Annotated in this window: 16 protein-coding genes; 6 read left to right on the top strand and 10 right to left on the bottom strand. The window is 68.8% G+C overall.

The window, feature by feature from the left end; all coding sequences use genetic code 11:
• Nucleotides 1–2: 2 nt before the first annotated feature.
• Entirely contained in the window at nt 3–1,586 is a 1,584-nt protein-coding gene (locus tag CA982_RS00335; protein WP_244176070.1) for a SpoIID/LytB domain-containing protein, read from the bottom strand.
• Nucleotides 1,587–2,083: 497 nt separating this feature from the next.
• Between CA982_RS00335 and CA982_RS00330 the strand changes: the two genes are divergently transcribed.
• Nucleotides 2,084–3,829: an N-acetylmuramoyl-L-alanine amidase gene (locus CA982_RS00330; protein WP_086533368.1), complete on the top strand. Its 1,746-nt coding sequence runs from the start codon at nt 2,084–2,086 to the stop codon at nt 3,827–3,829.
• A gap of 10 nt (nt 3,830–3,839) precedes the next feature.
• On the opposite strand, the gene CA982_RS00325 is transcribed toward CA982_RS00330, so the two are convergent.
• The 4 genes from CA982_RS00325 to CA982_RS00310 all read right to left on the bottom strand — a co-directional run bounded on the left by CA982_RS00325 (nt 3,840) and on the right by CA982_RS00310 (nt 6,993).
• Nucleotides 3,840–4,679, bottom strand: a complete 840-nt coding sequence (locus CA982_RS00325; RefSeq protein WP_086533367.1) for a Cof-type HAD-IIB family hydrolase — start codon at nt 4,677–4,679, stop codon at nt 3,840–3,842.
• Entirely contained in the window at nt 4,679–5,491 is an 813-nt protein-coding gene (locus CA982_RS00320) for a lysophospholipid acyltransferase family protein (RefSeq protein WP_167383309.1), read from the bottom strand. The genes CA982_RS00325 and CA982_RS00320 overlap by 1 nt, the downstream gene beginning before the upstream one ends.
• A gap of 82 nt (nt 5,492–5,573) precedes the next feature.
• Nucleotides 5,574–6,344, bottom strand: coding sequence for a lysophospholipid acyltransferase family protein (locus CA982_RS00315; protein WP_086533365.1), 771 nt, complete (start codon nt 6,342–6,344; stop codon nt 5,574–5,576).
• Nucleotides 6,345–6,354: 10 nt separating this feature from the next.
• A complete protein-coding gene (locus tag CA982_RS00310) occupies nt 6,355–6,993 on the bottom strand; it encodes a TetR/AcrR family transcriptional regulator (protein ID WP_086533364.1) in 639 nt (212 codons plus the stop codon).
• Nucleotides 6,994–7,266: 273 nt separating this feature from the next.
• On the opposite strand from CA982_RS00310, the gene CA982_RS00305 reads away from it, so the two are divergent.
• The 3 genes from CA982_RS00305 (at nt 7,267) to CA982_RS00295 (ending at nt 11,085) form a co-directional block, all read left to right on the top strand.
• Nucleotides 7,267–8,871 (top strand): Rieske 2Fe-2S domain-containing protein, encoded by a 1,605-nt coding sequence (locus CA982_RS00305; RefSeq protein WP_086533603.1) that lies wholly within the window; start codon nt 7,267–7,269, stop codon nt 8,869–8,871.
• Between the two features lie 16 nt (nt 8,872–8,887).
• Complete coding sequence (locus tag CA982_RS00300; protein WP_086533363.1) at nt 8,888–9,502, top strand: TetR/AcrR family transcriptional regulator; 615 nt, start codon at nt 8,888–8,890, stop codon at nt 9,500–9,502.
• A gap of 101 nt (nt 9,503–9,603) precedes the next feature.
• Nucleotides 9,604–11,085 carry a lipase family protein gene (locus CA982_RS00295; protein WP_086533362.1) on the top strand — a complete coding sequence of 494 codons (1,482 nt, stop codon included), beginning with the start codon at nt 9,604–9,606 and terminating at the stop codon, nt 11,083–11,085.
• Between the two features lie 28 nt (nt 11,086–11,113).
• Here CA982_RS00295 and CA982_RS00290 read toward each other — a convergent pair whose 3' ends face one another.
• Nucleotides 11,114–13,435 (bottom strand): molybdopterin oxidoreductase family protein, encoded by a 2,322-nt coding sequence (locus CA982_RS00290; protein WP_086533361.1) that lies wholly within the window; start codon nt 13,433–13,435, stop codon nt 11,114–11,116.
• A 316-nt stretch (nt 13,436–13,751) separates the two neighbouring features.
• Here CA982_RS00290 and CA982_RS00285 point away from each other — a divergent pair, with 316 nt between their 5' ends.
• Nucleotides 13,752–13,964 carry a hypothetical protein gene (locus CA982_RS00285; protein ID WP_086533602.1) on the top strand — a complete coding sequence of 71 codons (213 nt, stop codon included), beginning with the start codon at nt 13,752–13,754 and terminating at the stop codon, nt 13,962–13,964.
• Nucleotides 13,965–14,039: 75 nt separating this feature from the next.
• Here the strand turns inward: CA982_RS00285 and CA982_RS00280 are convergent, their stop codons facing one another.
• The 4 genes from CA982_RS00280 to CA982_RS00265 all read right to left on the bottom strand — a co-directional run bounded on the left by CA982_RS00280 (nt 14,040) and on the right by CA982_RS00265 (nt 17,327).
• A complete protein-coding gene (locus CA982_RS00280) occupies nt 14,040–14,549 on the bottom strand; it encodes a GNAT family N-acetyltransferase (protein WP_086533601.1) in 510 nt (169 codons plus the stop codon).
• Between the two features lie 40 nt (nt 14,550–14,589).
• Nucleotides 14,590–15,843 carry a lipase family protein gene (locus CA982_RS00275; protein WP_086533360.1) on the bottom strand — a complete coding sequence of 418 codons (1,254 nt, stop codon included), beginning with the start codon at nt 15,841–15,843 and terminating at the stop codon, nt 14,590–14,592.
• Nucleotides 15,844–15,919: 76 nt separating this feature from the next.
• Nucleotides 15,920–16,807 carry a DMT family transporter gene (locus CA982_RS00270; protein ID WP_086533359.1) on the bottom strand — a complete coding sequence of 296 codons (888 nt, stop codon included), beginning with the start codon at nt 16,805–16,807 and terminating at the stop codon, nt 15,920–15,922.
• Nucleotides 16,808–16,907: 100 nt separating this feature from the next.
• Nucleotides 16,908–17,327, bottom strand: coding sequence for a VOC family protein (locus tag CA982_RS00265; protein WP_086533358.1), 420 nt, complete (start codon nt 17,325–17,327; stop codon nt 16,908–16,910).
• Nucleotides 17,328–17,400: 73 nt separating this feature from the next.
• On the opposite strand from CA982_RS00265, the gene CA982_RS00260 reads away from it, so the two are divergent.
• Nucleotides 17,401–17,976 (top strand): TetR/AcrR family transcriptional regulator, encoded by a 576-nt coding sequence (locus tag CA982_RS00260; protein ID WP_086533357.1) that lies wholly within the window; start codon nt 17,401–17,403, stop codon nt 17,974–17,976.
• Nucleotides 17,977–17,980: the final 4 nt, after the last annotated feature.

The raw sequence follows: 17,980 nt of genomic DNA, 5'->3' as shown, positions 1-17,980 counted from the left end.
GATCAGCGGAAGGCGTCCCGTTTGGGGAAGCCCAGCGCCGGGATGCCGCCGCGGTCCTGGTAACGCTCGAGCCCCTTGCCGACCAGAACCCGCGGTCCGGTGGCCGGGGTGAAGAACATCATCCCCTTCTCGAAGAGCTGGGTGACGCCCGCGGCGTCCGGCGTCAGGGTCGGCACGCCGAGCGCCTGACCCAGGGGTCCGGTGATCCCACCGAGGTCCGCGAAACGTCCGTTCATCGCCGACGTCGCCATGTCCAGGAACTTCGACGCCCCGGGCAGGATCTGCTCGGCGAGCTGATCGAGACTGCCGAAGTCGATCCCACCGCCACCGGGCGATGCGGGACCGGTGGGCGGTTTGACGATGCGGGGCGGTGCGGGCTGGCCCTGCACCGCGAACCACGACGACTTCAGCTGCAGTTTGGTACGCGCTTCTTCCCCGCTCACCTCCGCGGTTCCGCCGGAGCCGACCGCGCGCACCTTGATCGCGCGACCGTGCTCGGCACCCAGGCCGTTGGCCTCGATGACCTCGAAGCTCCGGAGGGCACCGACACCGAAAGCCGATCCGATGCTGCCCGCACTGACGGTTGCCGTCCAGTTGTGGTTGGGCGAGACCGTGTCCCCGTCGTCGACGACCGCCGGGAAACGGCCACCCGCGGTGTATCCGCCCGTCGACGCGGAGAACTCGGTGAAGGCCGGCTGTCCGTTCTGCAACAGGATCTGGCCTGCGGTGGCGTCGGCAGCCGCGTTGGTCCGCCGGTCCTCACCCACGACGCCGCCGTAGACCTGCGAATTCTGGGTGTCGTCGATCTTCTTGCCGCCCGCGATCGCCGCGAGCGCGTAGGTGCGGGCCGCCACGGCCTGCGCCTGCAACGCCGCCGCGCCGCCGGAGTCGCCCCACGCGGGCAGACTCTCGCGCGGGATGACGCCCTTGACGTAGTCGTCGACGTGGATGCGGTTGACCACTCGCCCACCTTCGAGGCCCATGGCCCCGCGGTAGGCCTTGTTGGAACCGCAGAACTTGAGGAACTCACCCGCGGGCCGACTGGGCGCCATGCTGAGCGGTTCGACGAACGTGGCGGGTACCGATCGCACCGCCCCACCACCGCATCCGCTGAGGATGGTGGCCGTGCCCCCGGACAGGCTGACCGCCTGCCCGGGAGCCACCGTCTGACCACCGACTCGCATGCCGGCGTCCGCGTGCACATTCACCGAGCCCTGACCCGTGAGGGCCACCAGGATCTCGGGCCTGTCCACCTTCCCCGCGGTGGTGCCACCGTAGTAGTGGCGCAGGATCTGCTGTGCCGTCCAGCCCTTACGGGCGTAGCCGTACGCTCCCCATTGCCCCATTCCGCGGCCGTGGCCATGACCGTGCCCGATCAGCGTCACCGTCGACCCGACCGAGAGTTCGACCTGTTCGGCCGATTCCGTTGAACTCGCGACGGCGAGTCCACCGGCCAGCAGTGCGGGCGCCAGCCCCGCCGCGGCCCAGGTCAACGCGCGGTTGCGGGCCCGTCCGGGCCGCGAGCCGCTCGCCGTCCATCGCGGCAGACGCCGTGTAGGTCGGGCTTTGGTCACTGCAGAACACATCCTTCGGTCGCGACGACACCAGCCGCGGATGCCGCTCGTTGCGACCTCCGTAACGCCTGTGACTGATGTGACGATTGGGACTTAAGTGACCCTAGTGAACATAGATGCCGATCTCCAACCCGAGGGGATCACAACCGGATCACGAGTTGCCCGGGCCGTCGTGACCTCTGACCGGGACTGCACAAGCCGTCCGGATGCGTATGACGTCGAGTCCGGGTTCCGGGCTCGACGTCATACGGAGAACGAGCCCTGGCGCATCGCGACGGCACATCGATCACTTCTGTCACATTGATAACAAGAGCATCACGAGTTACGGAACGGCGGCGTGTGGCGGCCTCGCCGATGCGCGCCGACGGCGACGATGACGGCCGTACCGAGCACAGTCGATGACGCTTCGGCGCCTTCGGCTGCGCTGATGTCGACGGCTGACCGGACCCGACCACACCCCCCCCCAGACCACCCGTGCCGCGGTCCGACCAACCTGCGAGGAGACCTGAGTGCGTTACCCCAGACCGAAACCCTCGATCGCACTCGCGGCGATCGCCGCTGCGGTCGTCGCGACTCCCTTCGTGGTGATCGCGAGTGAGTCCGAGCCGCAGTTGGTGGACAACAAGCAGACGGTCTCCAACACCGAGATCGAGCAGGTCCCGTTGCGGGAGCTGCCCGCCGCCATCATCGACGTCGCGTCGTCCGGTCTCGCCGCGGCGGGCGTCGAGCTGCCGCCGATCGATCCGGACGCGTTCCCGCTGCCGGATCTGACGGTCCCGCTGCCGAAGGGTCTCGTACCGGCCGCCGGCGGGTCATCGACGAGCACCGACCCGTCCGCCTCATCAGAAAGCCGGCCGTCGGAATCCCCGGCGTCGGAATCCCCGGCGTCGGAGAGTTCGGCGTCGGAATCCTCGGCGCCGGCGTCCGGGTCGGGGACCCCCGAGTCCTCCGCGAACCCGACCACCGAGGCACCGGCCACCGGGTCGCCGGCCGACGAGCCCGCGGTCCCGTCCACGACGCGGGAATCCTCGGACGACCCCGCGGTGCCGGGTCCGCGAGGTGAGCGAACACCCGGAACGCCGTCGAGCACGACTCCCGCGACCCCCACGATGCGCGACGGCCGCGAGGTCGGGGCCGCGGTCACGCACATCGTGCGCGAGGCGCCCATCAAGATGGTGGCGTTCACCTGGGACCGTCCCGTCGACGTGGATCTGAAGTTGCGCGCCAAGAACCCCGACGGCAAGTGGGGTCCGTGGACCGTCTTGGAACAGATATCGCGCGGACAGAAGCCCAGCGCGAAGAACCCGGTCGGCACCGAACCGGTCTGGGTCGGCGACGCGCGTGAGGTGCAGGTCGCCGCGAGCAAGGACGGACTCGCGATCCCGGCCGCGGAGACGCAGGGCGGCGACCTCGCCCAACTGGCCGTCGGCACCGCGAGCAAGGTGGTGACACAGCTGGCCACGACCGCCCTCAACGCACTGAAGGCGACGCTCATCAGCCCGGAGAGCCTCTTGGGTCTGGGCTCGTCGCTGCTGACACCGCTGACCGGCGGCCCGCAGGTCGTGGCCCGCCAGGCGTGGGGCGCCGACGAGTCCATCCGTTGTTCGCAACCGGTGTACTCGCCGCAGATGCGCGGCGCGATCGTGCACCACACGGCCGGCAGCAACGACTACAGTCCGCAGCAGTCCGCCGAGATCGTCCGGGGTATCTACGCCTACCACGCACGCAGCCTGAACTGGTGCGACATCGGCTACAACGTGCTCATCGACAAGTACGGGCAGATCTTCGAGGGCGCGTTCGGCGGACTCGACCGCAACGTCGAGGGCACGCACACGGGCGGCTTCAACAAGGAGACCGTCGGGGTGTCGATGATCGGCAATCTCGAAGAGGTGCCGCCGACAGCCGCGATGGTGTCGGCGACCGGCAAGTTCCTGCGCTGGCGTCTCGGCAAGGCCGGACTCAACCCCGCCGGCACGGCGACACTGACCTCAGAAGGGTTCGCCGGCACCAAGTTCGCCGCGGGAACACAGTCGAATCTGCCCGTGATCTCCGGGCACCGCGACTACAACAGCACCAGCTGTCCGGGAGTGCACGGCTACGCCGCGCTCACCGCGATCCGCGCGCTCGCCGGAGGTGCCGCGCCGGCACCCGAACCGACTCCGCCCGCCGATCCGGCCGCGCCGGCTCCCCCTGCCGACCCCGGCGCGCCGCCGGCCGATCCGGGAGCACCCGCCCCGGTACCGCCGGCGGCCTGAGGCCGGGTGGTCAGCGCTGGGCGAACCAGCGCTCGAGCACCTTCGCGACGCCGTCGTCGTTGTTGCCGACGGTGACCTCGTCGGCGGCGTCGAGCGCGGCCGGGTGACCGTGGCCCATCGCGACGCCGTGTCCCGCCCAGGTGAGCATCTCGGCGTCGTTGGGCATGTCGCCGAAGGCGATCACCGCGTCGGCCGGGAGTCCGGTGAGGTCGGCGAGGCGTGCGAGCCCCGACGCCTTGTGGGTTCCCGGCACGGACAGTTCGATGAGTCCGTTGTCGGTGGAGAAGGTCACCTGGGCGAGGTCGCCGACCGCGGGTTGCAGCCGGCGGGCCATCTCGTCGGAGGCCATACCCGGTTTGCGGACAAGGAGTTTCACCGCCGGATCACCGAACACCTCGTCGTCGCCGACCTCGACATGGTCGGGGTTGAGCCACGCGTGCTCGTAACCGGCACTCGCCACGAAGGGCGCCGTCGCCGCGTCGTGCGCCGACCGGCCCGCACGTTCGGCCGCGATGCCACATCCCGGGATCTGTTGGTAGGCAATCTCTCCGAGCTTGACGAGCGCGTCGGGCTCGAGGTTGGCCGACCACAGCACGCGGTCGTGCTCGGCGTCGTAGATGATGGCGCCGTTGGCGCACACCGCGTACCGGACGAACGCCTCGGTGCCGGCGAACTGATCGGTGATCTCGGCGATCCATCGCGGAGGCCGTCCGGTGGCCAGCACGAACTCCACTCCGGCGGCTCGGGCGGCGGCCAGCACGGACAACGTGCGCGGGGAGACCCGGTTCTCGTCGTCGATGAGGGTTCCGTCCACGTCGCTGGCGATGAGGGTGGGTGGACCGAATGTCATCAGCGTCTGCTTCCTCTCGACCGAGCTCTGTCGGCGGCTCGTTTCGCCCGCGCCTCGGCTTTGCGCAGCGCCTCGTCGGCTTCGATCACGGCGGCCTCCTGGGGTGTCGGTGCCGCACCGCCGAGTCGCGACGGAACCCAGAACTCACCCGGTGGGTGCGGACCGTAGGAGTCCTGCACCTCGAGGAGCATCGAGTTCATGGTTTCGCGGAGCCTCAGGGTCTCACGCTCCGGGGACTCGTCCGGCCCGGGGGTGAACGGCAGACCGTACCGGACATGCACGGGGAGCCGGCTGCGTCCCATGTTCCGCGCTCCCCCTTTCGTCCACTGACGATGGGCACCCCACACGATCGCCGGGATGATGGGGACGCCGGCCTCGGCGGCCATCCGGACCGCCCCGCTCTTGAACTCCTTGAGCTCGAAGCTGCGGCTGATCGTCGCCTCGGGGTAGACGGCGACGATGTACCCCTCCCGGAGACGCCCGAGCGCGGCGCGGTAGGCCTCCGCGCCGCGCGACCTGTCGACGGGGACCGTTCTGGTGTGGTTGACCAGGAACCGCATGATCCCGATGTCCATCACCTCGGACTTGATGAGGAAGCGGGTGCGGCGGCCGGCGCGCTGGACGCCGAGCGCGAGGGGGAGGAAGTCGACGTAACCGGTGTGGTTGACACACAGGACGGCGCCGCCCGTGTCCGGGATGTTCTCGAGGCCGGTGACATGCAGGTCGAGGCGCTGGGCCCGGACGAGCCCGTTGGCGATGAGTTCCAGGGCGCGATACACCGGTTCGTGGCGTCCGTGCCTCCCTGCGCTCATGCGTCCAGGTTAACGGGGCGCGGCGACACCCTCGACGACGAAGGCCGACGCCCGACGGGCCGACCGGCGGGGCGTTGCCCGGTCAGACCACTCCGGGGTCGTCCTCGCGCGGCTCGCGCTTGGCGGCGCGTTCGGCCTGCTCCTGGGCATCCATGCGATTGGCCTCCTCGAGCGTCGGCGCGGAGCCGCCCAGCCGGGCGGGGACCCAGAACTCCCCCTGCGGGTGCTCACCGTAGGCGTCCTGGAGTTCGAGGAGTTTCGCACTCATGACCTCGTGCAGCTTCGCCGTGAGGGCGTCGGCGCTGCCCGTGGCCTCGAGGGGCTCGCAGACACCGATCGAGATCTTGTACCCGGTCCGGCCCAGTTGCTTGGGGTGACCCTTGGTCCAGACACGTTGAGCGCCCCAGATGACCGTGGGGACGATCGGCGCGCCGGACTCGATGGCCATCCGTGCGGCCCCCGATTTGAAGGCCTTCAGCTCGAAGCTCCGGCTGATCGTCGCCTCGGGGTAGACCCCGACGAGTTCCCCCCGCTTGAGGTAGTCGACCGCGTTGCGGTAGCTGTCCGCCCCCTGCGCCCGGTCGACGGGAATGTGCTTGAGTGAGCGCATGATCGGGCCGGAGATCTTGTTGTCGAAGACCTCCTTCTTCGCCATGAAGCGGACCTTGCGACGCCCCTGCAGGAAGGCCGGGATGCCGGCATAGGTGAAGTCGAGGTAGCCGGTGTGATTGATCGCGACGACGCCGGGACCGTCGGCCGGCACGTGCTCGACACCCGACACCTTGAACTTCAGACCTTCGGCCAGCCACAGCAGGCGGGCGGCGGTGATCACGGTGTCGTAGACGGGTTCCATGCGAGAGAGCTTAGCCACTAGCCCCGGAACCCTCGCCGCCGTCGGCGGTGGCGATCCGGGTCACGGCCGACACGAGGTCGACGGCTGCGTCGGCGAGTTGCGCGGGGGTGAGCAGCAGCCGACCGTCGATGTAGTCGAGGTACAGCGCGACCAGCGCGCCCGACAGCGCCGACGAGACGACGCCGAGACGCTCGGGTGAGCTCGCGTGCGCCCCGGTGGTCATCTCCAGGACCGCTGCGACGAAACCGGGGACCGTGGCCGCCCGGCGTGCGCGCAGGACGTCGTCGGCGAGTGGTTCCCGCAGCAGGATCCGCGCCCGTCCGGGATCGGCCTCGAAGAAGTCCCGACACGCGTCGAGGACCTCCCGAACGCTCTCCCGACGGTCCGTCGGGCGCGGGAGGGCGGCGATCTGGGCCAGCAGCTGCTCGGTGACCCGGTCGTACACGGCTGTCACCAGGTCCTCACGCGAGGCGAAGCTCTCGTAGAAGTAGCGCGGGCTGAGGTTGGCCTCGCGCACCACGGCACGCATCGTCACCGCATTCGCGCCGCCGACGCCCAGCAGCCGCTCGGCGACGGTGAGCATCTGCTCGCGACGGTCGGAGGACCGGTCGGCGAGGGTCTGCCCGCGCCACAGTTTCCCCGACGTCATGCGGTCCGCCTGTTCACCCGTTCTCCCCGATCACCTGTTCATCGTGGCATCCCGCCGCTCAGGAGCCCGGTTCCCGCCGAAAACCGCCCGAAAGCACCGCCGGCGGTTCCCGGCCCGCTGACGCATGGTCACGCTCGGGCTGCCTCGTGAGACTCCTCACGCCGAATGCCCGACGGGACTCATGGCCCACGCATCCGCTCGGCACGGCTCGATACCCTGGACGTCTGTAGTGCCCTGCCGCGCAGCCCCGCGCACACGATGAAAGGCCCCTTCGTGCAGATCACCAGCATCGGTCATGCCGGTTTCCACATCCAGACCACCGCCGGATCGATCCTCTGCGACCCCTGGGTCAACCCGACGTACTTCGCCTCCTGGGTGCCCTTCCCGGACAACTCCGAACTCGACTGGAAGTCGCTCGGCGACTGCGACTACCTCTACGTCTCGCACCTGCACCGGGATCACTTCGACGAGCGCAACCTGCGCGAGAACGTCAACAAGGACGCCACGGTCCTGCTGCCCGACTACCCGGTGCCGGATCTGCGCCGCGAACTGGAGAAGCTCGGCTTCACCAAGTTCGTCGAGACCACCGACTCGGTCAAGACGACGGTCACGAACGACAAGGGTTCGCTCGACGTCATGATCATCGCGCTGCGGGCGCCGGCCGACGGCCCGATCGGCGACAGCGGCCTCATCGTCTCCGACGGTGAGACGGTGTGCTTCAACATGAACGACGCTCGGCCGATCGACCTCGACGTCATCGACGAGGCGTTCGGACACGTCGACGTCCACCTGCTGCAGTACTCGGGCGCGATCTGGTACCCGATGGTCTACGACATCCCGCGGAAGTCCAAGGCCAACTTCGCTTCTCAGAAGCGCCAGCGCGGAATGGACCGGGCGCGTTCGTACATCGAGCAGGTGGGGGCGACCTGGGTGGTCCCGTCGGCCGGACCGCCGATGTTCCTCGACGAGGACCTGTTCTATCTCAACGACTTCGGGTCCGCGGACACCGCCGACGAGACGTCGATCTTCCCCGACCAGGAGACCTTCCTGGAGCAGATGCGCATCCACGGCACCGACGACGGCGAGAAGCACCGCGGTCTGATGATGGTGTCGGGTTCGGTCGCCGAGTTCTCCGGGCCGGTCCTCGACGAGGTCACGCACCCGTACGCCCCCGCCGACGTCTTCGGCGAGAACAAGCGCGCGTACCTCGAGCGCATGAAGGAGAAGTTCGCGCCGGTCATCGCGGCGGACAAGGCGACCTGGGCGCCGGCCGAGGGCGAGCCGCTGATCGGCGCGCTCCGCGAACTGTTCGAGCCGATCATGGCGCAGTCGGATCTGATCTGCGACGGCATCGGATACCCCGTCGGGCTGGTCATGACGCCGGGCGGGGGCGCGGCCAACGACGCCACCGAGACGGTGGTCCTCGACTTCCCGAATCGCATCGTGCGTGAGCCGAAGGAGGGAGAGGGCAAGTACCGCTACGGGTTCCGCATCGCCACCGAGCTCGTGCGGACCGTTTTACGCGACGACGAGCCCGACTGGGTCAACACCATCTTCCTGTCGACGCGCTTCACCACCTGGCGGATCGGCGGTTACAACGAGTTCCTGTACACGTTCTTCAAGTGCCTGACCGATGAGCGGATCGCGTACGCCGACGGGTGGTTCGCCGAAGCTCACGACGACTCGGCGTCGATCACCAAGGACGGCTGGGAGATCCAGCGGCGGTGTCCGCACCTCAAGGCCGATCTCGGCAAGTTCGGGGTCATCGAGGGCGAGAAACTGACCTGCAATCTGCACGGATGGCAGTGGGACCTGCCCACCGGACGCTGCCTGACGTCGAAGGGACACGACCTCCGCGCGTCCAGACTCGACTCGTAGCCGGATCACCACTCCGATGACCTCCGAACGCACATACGGTGGCCGTTCGGTGAGCGACCGCGCCGCCGAACGGCGGCAGCGTTTCCTCGACGCCGCGCTCATCGAGTTCACCGACACCGGCTATGCGAAGTCGTCGGTGACGTCGATCTGCCGGGTGGCCGGGCTGTCTCGCCGGCAGTTCTACGCGGAGTTCACCGACCGCGAGGAATTGCTGGTCGCGCTGTACGACACCGTGCAGGGCGCCGCCCGCGTGGCGGTGGCGGACGCACTGGCCGCCAGCCGTTCTCGCGACCTCCGCGACCTGAGCACGGCGGCGATGCGCGCCTACATGGAATCGGTGGGCACCGATCCCCGCCGGGCGGCGGTGTCGTTCGTCCAGATCGTCGGGGTGAGCCCGCGCGTCGAGCAGCACCGCCTCGACGGGCGCGAGGAGTGGGTCGAGTTCTTCGTGGCCGCCATGTCGGAGTTCGCCGACCGCCCCGCGACCCCGCGACAGCGTCACCTCGCGATCGCGTTCGTGGGGGCGCTCACCGGTTTGGTGCACCGCTGGAGCGAATCGCCCGATCCCGACACATTCGACGACATCGTCGCGGCGCTCGCCGATATCCTGCTCGCCTTCACCACGCTCTGAGACATTCGCCGCCCACCCCGGACGTTGTGTCCTCGGACACACCGGGTGTATGTTCTGCCGAAGTGTGAGACACCTACGTCTCACTTTTCGGAAGGGTTGCCATGCGGGGATGGAAACGCCACGGGTCGCTGGTGTTCGTGCGGTTGATGGTCGGGGTCGGGTTGATGGCGCTGATTGCCGGCGGACCGTTCGGGCCGGTTGTGGCCACCGCGGCCCCCGCCTCGGTGCCGGTGGCGCCGGTCCTGCCGTTTCCGGTTCCGCCCGCGATCCCGGAGTTCGACACGGGCTTCTACCTGCCACCGCAGGCGGTGGTCGCGGCCAAGAAGCCCGGTGAACTCATCGCCGCGCGACGAGTGCATGTCGCGGCCCTGTCGATGATTCCGATCAACGTCGACGCCTGGCAGATCTCGTACCGATCGACCAACACCCGGGGCGAGCCGATCCCGGCCGTGGCGACACTGCTCAAACCGAAGGGACGGGCGAAGCCAGGACCGTCCAAACTGGTGTCGTGGCAGTCCGCGGAGGACTCCACCGCGATGTACTGCGCACCGTCGTATGCGTTGCAGCAGGCCTCCATCCCGGGGCAGCTGACCGGCTCGGCGGACTCGAGCCTCGAAGTTCTGCAGATCACCTCGCTGGTCGGCGCCGGCTGGTCGGTCGTCATCCCCGATCATCAGGGTCCTGAATCCGCCTTCGCGGCAGGCCCTCTCGCCGGCCGCATCACCCTCGACGGCATCCGGGGCGCCCGGAACTTCGCGCCGCTGGGGCTCAAGGACGACCTGCGCGTGGGTCTGATGGGTTACTCCGGCGGAGCGATCGCGACAGGTTGGGCAGCGGAGTTGCACTCGCGGTACGCCCCGGAGCTCCCGATCGTCGGAGCGGCCGAAGGTGGTGTACCCGCGAACATCCGCGCCCTCGTCGACCTCGCCGACAAGAACGCCGCGTCCGGTCTGATCCTGGCCGGGATCATCGGGGTGAGCCGCGAGTACCCGGAACTCGATCGCTTTCTCCAGCGCCACATGAATCCGCTCGGCAAGGCGCTCCTGGCGAGCAAGAATCCCCTGTGCCTCACCTATCAGGCGGCACTCGCGCCCTTCGTGGACATCAAGGGCCTGGTGAACGTCCCGGGCGACCCGCTGGACTACCCGACTCCGCGAAAGGTGCTGGGACAGCTCAAGATGGGCGCCGGGAGCGGAGCGAGCGGGCCCGATGATCCGGGCGCCGGGGCCGGCTCGACTCCGACGTTCCCGATGTTCGTCTACCAGTCGAACCCGGACTGGATCGCCCCCGTGGGCCCGGTCAACGAACTGGTCCGCACCTACTGCGCCGACGGCGCGAGTGTGCGATACGTGCGCGACCACTTCAGTGAGCACATCACCCTCGCCGTCGAGGGGTTCGCGCCGGCGATCGTGTGGCTGCGGGATCGCCTGGACGGCAGGCCGACGCAGACCGGTTGCACCACCAGCGATCAGGGTTCGATGGCACTCGACCCGGCCACCTGGCGCGCGTTCGTGAACCTGGTGGGCAACAATCTCGCCCTGGCGATCAACCAGCAGTTGGGTAATCCGCCGCGGGTGCCGTGACTCGCGATGCTTCGCACACGCGGCCGGGTCACCCGGGTGCGCGGAGCGTCAGCGACGCGGCTCCCATCTTGAAGATCGGTTGCTTCGACGCCGCGTCCCAGTCGGTGATCGTCAGCTCGTTGGCCGCGCGGTGGTGCCCGGAATCCTCGTCGGCGTCCCAGTACCCGTAATGGAAGGGCACGAACAGGACGCCGGGACGGATGCCACCGACGCGCACCGTGGCGGTGATGGCGCTACGCGGGCTGGCGATCTCGACGACATCGCCGGTGTGCACACCATGCCTGGCGGCATCCGTCGCGTTGACCTCCACCCACGCCTCAGGTGCCGCCTGCTCGAGTTCGGGCGCTCGTCCGGTCTTGGTCCGGGTGTGGAAGTGGTAGACCGTGCGGCCCGTGATCAGCGCGAACGGGTAGTCCGCACTGGGGACTTCGGGGGGCGGCAGGTGGGGTACGGCCTTGATCAGGGCGCGCGAGTCCGGATTAAGAGCCCGATAGTCCTCGGCATCCAGCGGGTCACCGGTGACGAGGTCCTTGCCGAACGACTCGCAGTAGTCCGCCGCACTCCAGAATCGCCCATCGGCGTACAGACGCTCGGTTCCGTCGGGAGAGTCCGCGGTGCAGGGCCACTGGACTCCACCGCGCGTCCGCAGCAGCTCGTAGGACATCCCGCTGTAATCGCACGGCCGACCCGCGCTGCAGTCCCGCCAGGCGTCGAAGGCGCCCTCGGCATCGGTCCACGGCGGCAACGGGTTTCCGTCTCGGTCGCTGAAGTTCATCCGCCGCGCGTAGTCGAGGAAGATGGTGAGATCGGGCCTGGCTTCGCCGGGTGGCTCGACCGCCTTCTCGGACAGGTGGACGGTGCGGTCGGCGTTGGTGAAGGTGCCCGTCTTCTCACCCCACCCGGCAGCAGGCAGTACGACGTCGGCGAGTTCGGTGGTCTCGTTGGGAAACATGTCCTGGGCGATCACGAACAGGTCGTCCCGCTCCAGGATCGCCCGGATCCGCGCCAGTTCCGGTAGGGACACAGCAGGATTCGTGGCGCTGATCCACAGCATCCGCACCGTCCCCTCCTCGGCCAGACGAAAGATCTCCATGGCATGCGTGGGTGGATTCTCGTGCGGGAGACGGTCCTTGTCGATGTTCCACAGCTCCGCGAGCTCGCTCACGTGTGCGTCGTTCTCCCAGTTGCGGAACCCGGCGAGGTCGCCGTCGGCACCGCATTCTCGGGTGTTCTCGGCGGTTGGCTGACCATTCATCTGCAGCAGGCCGCATCCCGGCCGGCCCAACATGCCGCGCACCAGGTGGATGTTGTTGACTCCGACGGCGGCGGCCGTCGCCTGGTTGGACTGGTAGAACCCCTGGAGCACCGTCGACATCAATCGCTCCGCGGTCCCGAGCAGTCGCGCCGCATGACGGATGTCCTCGACCGGAACACCACAGACAGCGGATACATGTTCCGGCGGGTAGTCGGCCACCACGCGGCACAGGTCGTCGAAACCGACTGTGTACGAGTCGATGTACTCGCGGTCGACCCACCCGTTGGCGATGATCTGGTGCAGCAGGCCGTTCATCAGCGCGACATTCGTCCCGGGCATCGGGGCGAGATGGACGGTGGCGCGCCGGGCCACGGCGGTGCTCCGCGGGTCGACGCAGACGATGGCCGGTGGATTCGGGCCGGCCAGGCGGTCGAGGATGCGCATCCAGGTGACCGACTGTGTCTCGGCGATGTTGTGTCCGTACAGCGCGATGGTGTCGGCGTGGTCGATGTCGGTGTAGCTGCCCGGCTGGCCGTCGCTGGCGAACGATGCCTTGAGCGCCTCGGCCGCCGTTGCCGTGCACAATCGGGTGTTGCCGTCCACGTGGTCGGTGCCGATGGCGCCGTGAGCGATGACTGCCAGCGTGTAGTACTCCTCCAGGAAGAGCTGACCGGACGTGTAGAAGCCGATCGCGGACGGCCCCTGCTCATCGAGCAGCAACCGGGACCGCTCGACGATCCGGTTCATCGCGGTGTCCCAGGTGGCTTCGACGAGGCGGCCGTCCTCCCGCACGAGTGGGCGCGTCAGCCGGTCTGGCGACGAACCGGCCTGCCATCCGTAGAGGTCCTTGACGTCGACGCGGCCACGGTTGACGCGGTCCCCGGCCCGGCCCCGGACACCCACGATCCGATCGCCGGCCACTGCGATGTCGAGGGCATCGCCGTTGGAGTGCAGCACCGACGCGGACTGCACCCACCGCTGTACGTCGTCGTCGGACAGCCCGTCGGCGAGATGCTGGTCGACACGTGTGGGCCACTGTTCCCCAGGTGCGAAGGGTGTGCGCGGTCCCCACAGATCCTCGATCCGATCGTTCACGGTTCCTCCTCACGACACGACGTCGATGCCGTTCGGTGGTGTACCCACCGAGACCCGACGTCACTCGCTCGGCGGCCCTGACCTGGACGATCCGCCACCCGGATTATCCCGCCGCGCTTGTGGGTAGACCTCCGGTACGGCGGAGAAGGTCCGCCCGAGTCGATCGTTACCGACCCGTTGCGTGCAGACACGATCCGACGTCGACGCACGGACATCCGGCCGACGATGGCGACCCGATTCATACGATGGCGTCCGGACTTTCGGCCCGAACAGGACGTGGGACCAGACGTCGAACACCGACCGTGAGGAGAACATCATGGCCCAGTACCGCGTAGTGGATTCGAGCGAGAACGTCGTCGAGGAGAAGGAATTCGACGACGCCACCAGCGCCTATGACTGGTTCAAGACCGTCGCCGCCCCGGACGACAGCCTGGGCACCGTGATGCAGGTGCACGACGACGGTGAGTGGAAGAACTTCGAGGTGTCCGACGGGGGAACCAACGCCAGTCCGTCGGCCGACGCCGACTGACCCTGTCCCCCCCCTCGACGGGTCAGTCGGTTTCCGGGCTCGCGCCCCAGGGATTCCCTGGGGCGCGAGTGCGTGTCAGACCCCGAACGCGGCCGGGTAGGCGATGGTTCCGCTCGGCACCGGACGGGCATCGTCGAGTGGCAGCGCCATCATCGCTTCGTCCGGGACGTCGAACGGGGCACGGATGCCGAACCGGGACGCGGGGACGAAGCCGAACCTCGGGTAGTAGTCCGCGTGACCGAGCACCAGGACCAGGTTCTCGCCGAGGTCGCGCGCCGCATCGAGACCGGCGACGATTGCCGCCGAGCCGGCCCCGGTCCGCTGCTGCGACGGCAGCACCGCGCACGGCCCGAGCGTCAGCGCGGGCTCGGCGTCCACCCGACACCTGGAGTACAGCGCGTACCCGACGATCGTGCCGTCGGTGTCGGTCGCGACGATCGACAACTCGTCGATCCAGGCGGCGCGATCGGCGCGCAGCTCGTCGACGATCCGCGCCTCGTCGGGGGTCGGGAACGCGGCGACCACCACGTCCCGGATCGCGTCGGCGTCCCCGGCACGCTCGGCGCGCGTCGTCCACCGACTCACGGTGTCACCGGCCTTCGGCGCACGCACGGGAGGACCGCTGTCACCGGCCGCACCCGCGGGCCGGTTTCCCGGAGAACCGCCGGTCGAGGAAGCCGAGTGCGTCCGCGCTCCACGGGATGAACGCCCGGGTGTGCGTCGAGCCGCGGTATTCGGTGAACGTCGTCGGTACTCCACGCTCGCAGAACGAACCGGCGAGGCGTCCCACGTCGGCGGCGATCATCACACCGTCTCCGGTGCCGTCGACGTTGCCGACCCCGAGCATCATCGGGCTGCGCGGGGTGCCGCGCGTGCCCATCACGTTCTGCGAGATCGCTTGTCGCACACCGGGAACATCCAGCAGGCCGCCGACCGACGGCACGAGGAGCTGGTGATCGGTCAGGCCTGGGTACTTGTCGGCGAAGGCCTCGATGCACTCCCCCGCCACCTGACCGAGAACCTGCTTGCCCTTCGGGGAGAGGTAGGACTGCATGTCGATGCCGTAGGTCTCGCCGTACACCGCCATCAACGCGGGGATCACGCCGGCCCAGTTCTCGCTGCCGTTGACGTAGCCCAGATTGTTGGCCGGGTTCACCAGCACACCACCCGCAGCGGCACCGACGATGTTCAGCTCCGGTGCGTACCGGGGCGCCAGTTCCGCCCCGAAGCCGGTGGGTATCGAACCCCCCGAGTAGCCGAAGAGCCCGACCGGTGTGCGGGCCGGCGCCCGCAGGTGGCCGAGCGCGGTGCGGACACCGTCCAGTGCGGCATATCCCGATTCACGCCCCATCGTCCAGCGCAGACCCCGCCCCTCGTAGTCGGGGGCGGCGACGGTGTAGCCCGCGGCGAGCAACCCGGAGATGAGCGTGATGTCGATCGGCGCCTCCGCGGCATTACCGCCGCGCAGCGTGTACGACGGATCGCACTGCGAGCCCAGCGCGTCGTAGAACGAGTGGTAGGAGACGACGCGTCGCGGAGCCCCGGCGGGCGCGCCCGGCGGTGAGATGACTGTGGTCACGGTCGCCGTCGGCCCGCCGAACTGGTTCGTCGTCCGGTAGAGGATCTGGGTGGCCGAGATCGGGATACTGGTTCCGCGCCAACCCAACTCGACCTCACGCGTCCTCAGCGCAGCGCCCGGGGAACGGGATTCGTAACCCGCTGGCGGATCATAGAACGGGTCGTCGGACGGCAACTGCGCCGGAGCCGCCGCCGGTACCGGAACGGGCGCCGCCGACACCGTGGGTGCGAGGACGGACAGGGTCGTCGTCAGCCCGAGGATCGCGGTCAGCGTTCCGAGGCCGCGGGAGAGAAGCCGCATGACTCGACATCATGCCCGATATGCGCCGTCTGCAACGCCTTTCGTGCCGACTGCGCGCCCGGGCGGGCCCGTCGCGTCACCCAGGAGTGGCGTCCGGCACCGGATTCTCGCCGGCCCGCTCGACCGCCTCGACCACCGGCGACATCGCGACCACCACCGCACCGGCCACCGCGGCGACGAACGCGATCACCGCGACGGCACCCCAGCCGGCTCGGGTGGTGTCGCCGAGCACCAGGATGCCGATGACACCGGGGACGACCGTCTCGCCGACGACCAGGGCGGCCGACGCCGCGCTGACCGAACCCTTCTGCAGTGCGACCGTGAACATGTAGAAACCGCCCGGGCCACACAGGATGATCGCGTACAGCGCCGGATCGGTGAGCAACTCGCCGAGATCGAAGGGATCGAGGCCGTCGAGGATGCGCACCGCGACCGCGAGGACACCGAAGAGGACGCCGCCGGAGAGGCCGGCCAGAACCGCGACACGACCCTGCATCCGCGGCAGGATCGCGGCGCCGAGTCCCAGGATCGCCGCCCCCACGACGAGAACCGCCCAGTGCAGCCACCATTCGTGCTCGTGACCCTCGTCGCCTGCGGCGAAGCCCAGCAGAACCAGCGAGACCACGACGACCGCGATCGCCGTCCAGTCACGAACCGACAACCGCGCGTGCAGGAACAGCGTGGCCAGCACGACGGTCACCACGAGGTTCGCGCTGACGATCGGCTGCGCGAGGAACAGCGGGATCATGCGGGCGGCGACCATGTTGCCGAGGAAGCCGATGCCGTCGAGGGCCATGCCCGCGAGGAACGACACCGTCAGCATCGCGGTGATCGTCGACCGTAGCGACGGAGCCTCCCCCGGCCCGCCGGTGTCCTCGACACTCTGGGCGCCGCGCGCCTGCAACACCGACGCGGTGCCGTACGCCAGCGCCGCGAACACCGCTGCGAGGATTCCGATCAGCATGGTCGAACAGTAGCCACCGCCGGGCGGTCATGCGGGACGATGACGATGTCGCCGAGTGGGCGTCGCGGCAGCAGCCGCTGAGCAGCCACCTGCGGCGGGATCACTCCTCGGACGCCCCGGCTACGTAGGCATCGGCGAACTCGCCGACCGGGGTGATGGGTTGGATGCAGTCGAGGAGCACCCCGTCGGGACCTTCGACGATGACATGCCGCTGACCGAAGTCCTCGTCGCGCAGATCGAGCACCGGACGAAGTCCGTGTTCGTCTGTCAGCCGCTGGTACAGGGCGTCGACATCGTCGACCTCGATGTTCACCAGTACTCCAGCGGCAGGACGGCGATGGCCGTCGGGGATCGTCGGGTGCGCCGCGTCCACGAGAGCCAACTCGAAGACCCCGGTGCGCAGGCTGACGTACCAGTCGGCGGAGAACGTGACGTCGAAATCGAGGACCTGCTGGTAAAAGGTCGACGCAGCAGCGACGTCCGTGGACATGAGGACCGGGTACACGCTGGTGACGGTCATGACGGATCTCCTTTACGTACGATGAGTATGTAATCAGGACTATACATACGCTACGTACGTAAAGGAATGTCTCGTGCCGAGAGCCTCTGCCGCAGCAGCAGCCGAGACGGCTCGCGCCGTCCTCGCCGCCGCCACCCGCCAGTTCGCCGAGCGCGGATTCGCTGCCGTGTCCCTCGACGATGTCGCCGAGGCGGCCGGGGTCACCCGCGGCGCGGTCTATCACCACTTCCGCAGCAAGGCAGCGCTGTTCGCGGCGGTCGCCGCGGCCTGCCACGAGGAGGTCGCCAACGCCGTCGTCGCGGCGGCCGAAGCCGCGGGTCCCGAGCCGGCACGCCAACTGAGTGCCGGCTCGCACGCCTTCGTCGACGCGATCACCAACGGGCCCGCCGTCCGAATCCTGCTCATCGACGGCCCGGCCGTCGTCGGCTGGGAGGAATGGCGACGACTCGACGAGGCCGGGTCGGCCGCCCATCTCCGTGAGGCGCTCGAGACGGTGGGCGTCGACGAGGAGCAGGTGGACGTCCTCACCGTGCTGCTCTCTGGCGCGATGAACGAGGCCGCCCTCTGGCTGGCCCGGCACCCCGAGGACGACACGGCCCGCGAACGCACACATCGCGCGCTGGACCGGCTGCTCGGCGCGATCATCTGAGGGA

Source organism: Gordonia lacunae (assembly GCF_002149015.1).
Classification (GTDB): Bacteria; Actinomycetota; Actinomycetes; order Mycobacteriales; family Mycobacteriaceae; genus Gordonia; species Gordonia lacunae.
This window is presented reverse-complemented; position numbering and strand designations above follow the sequence as displayed.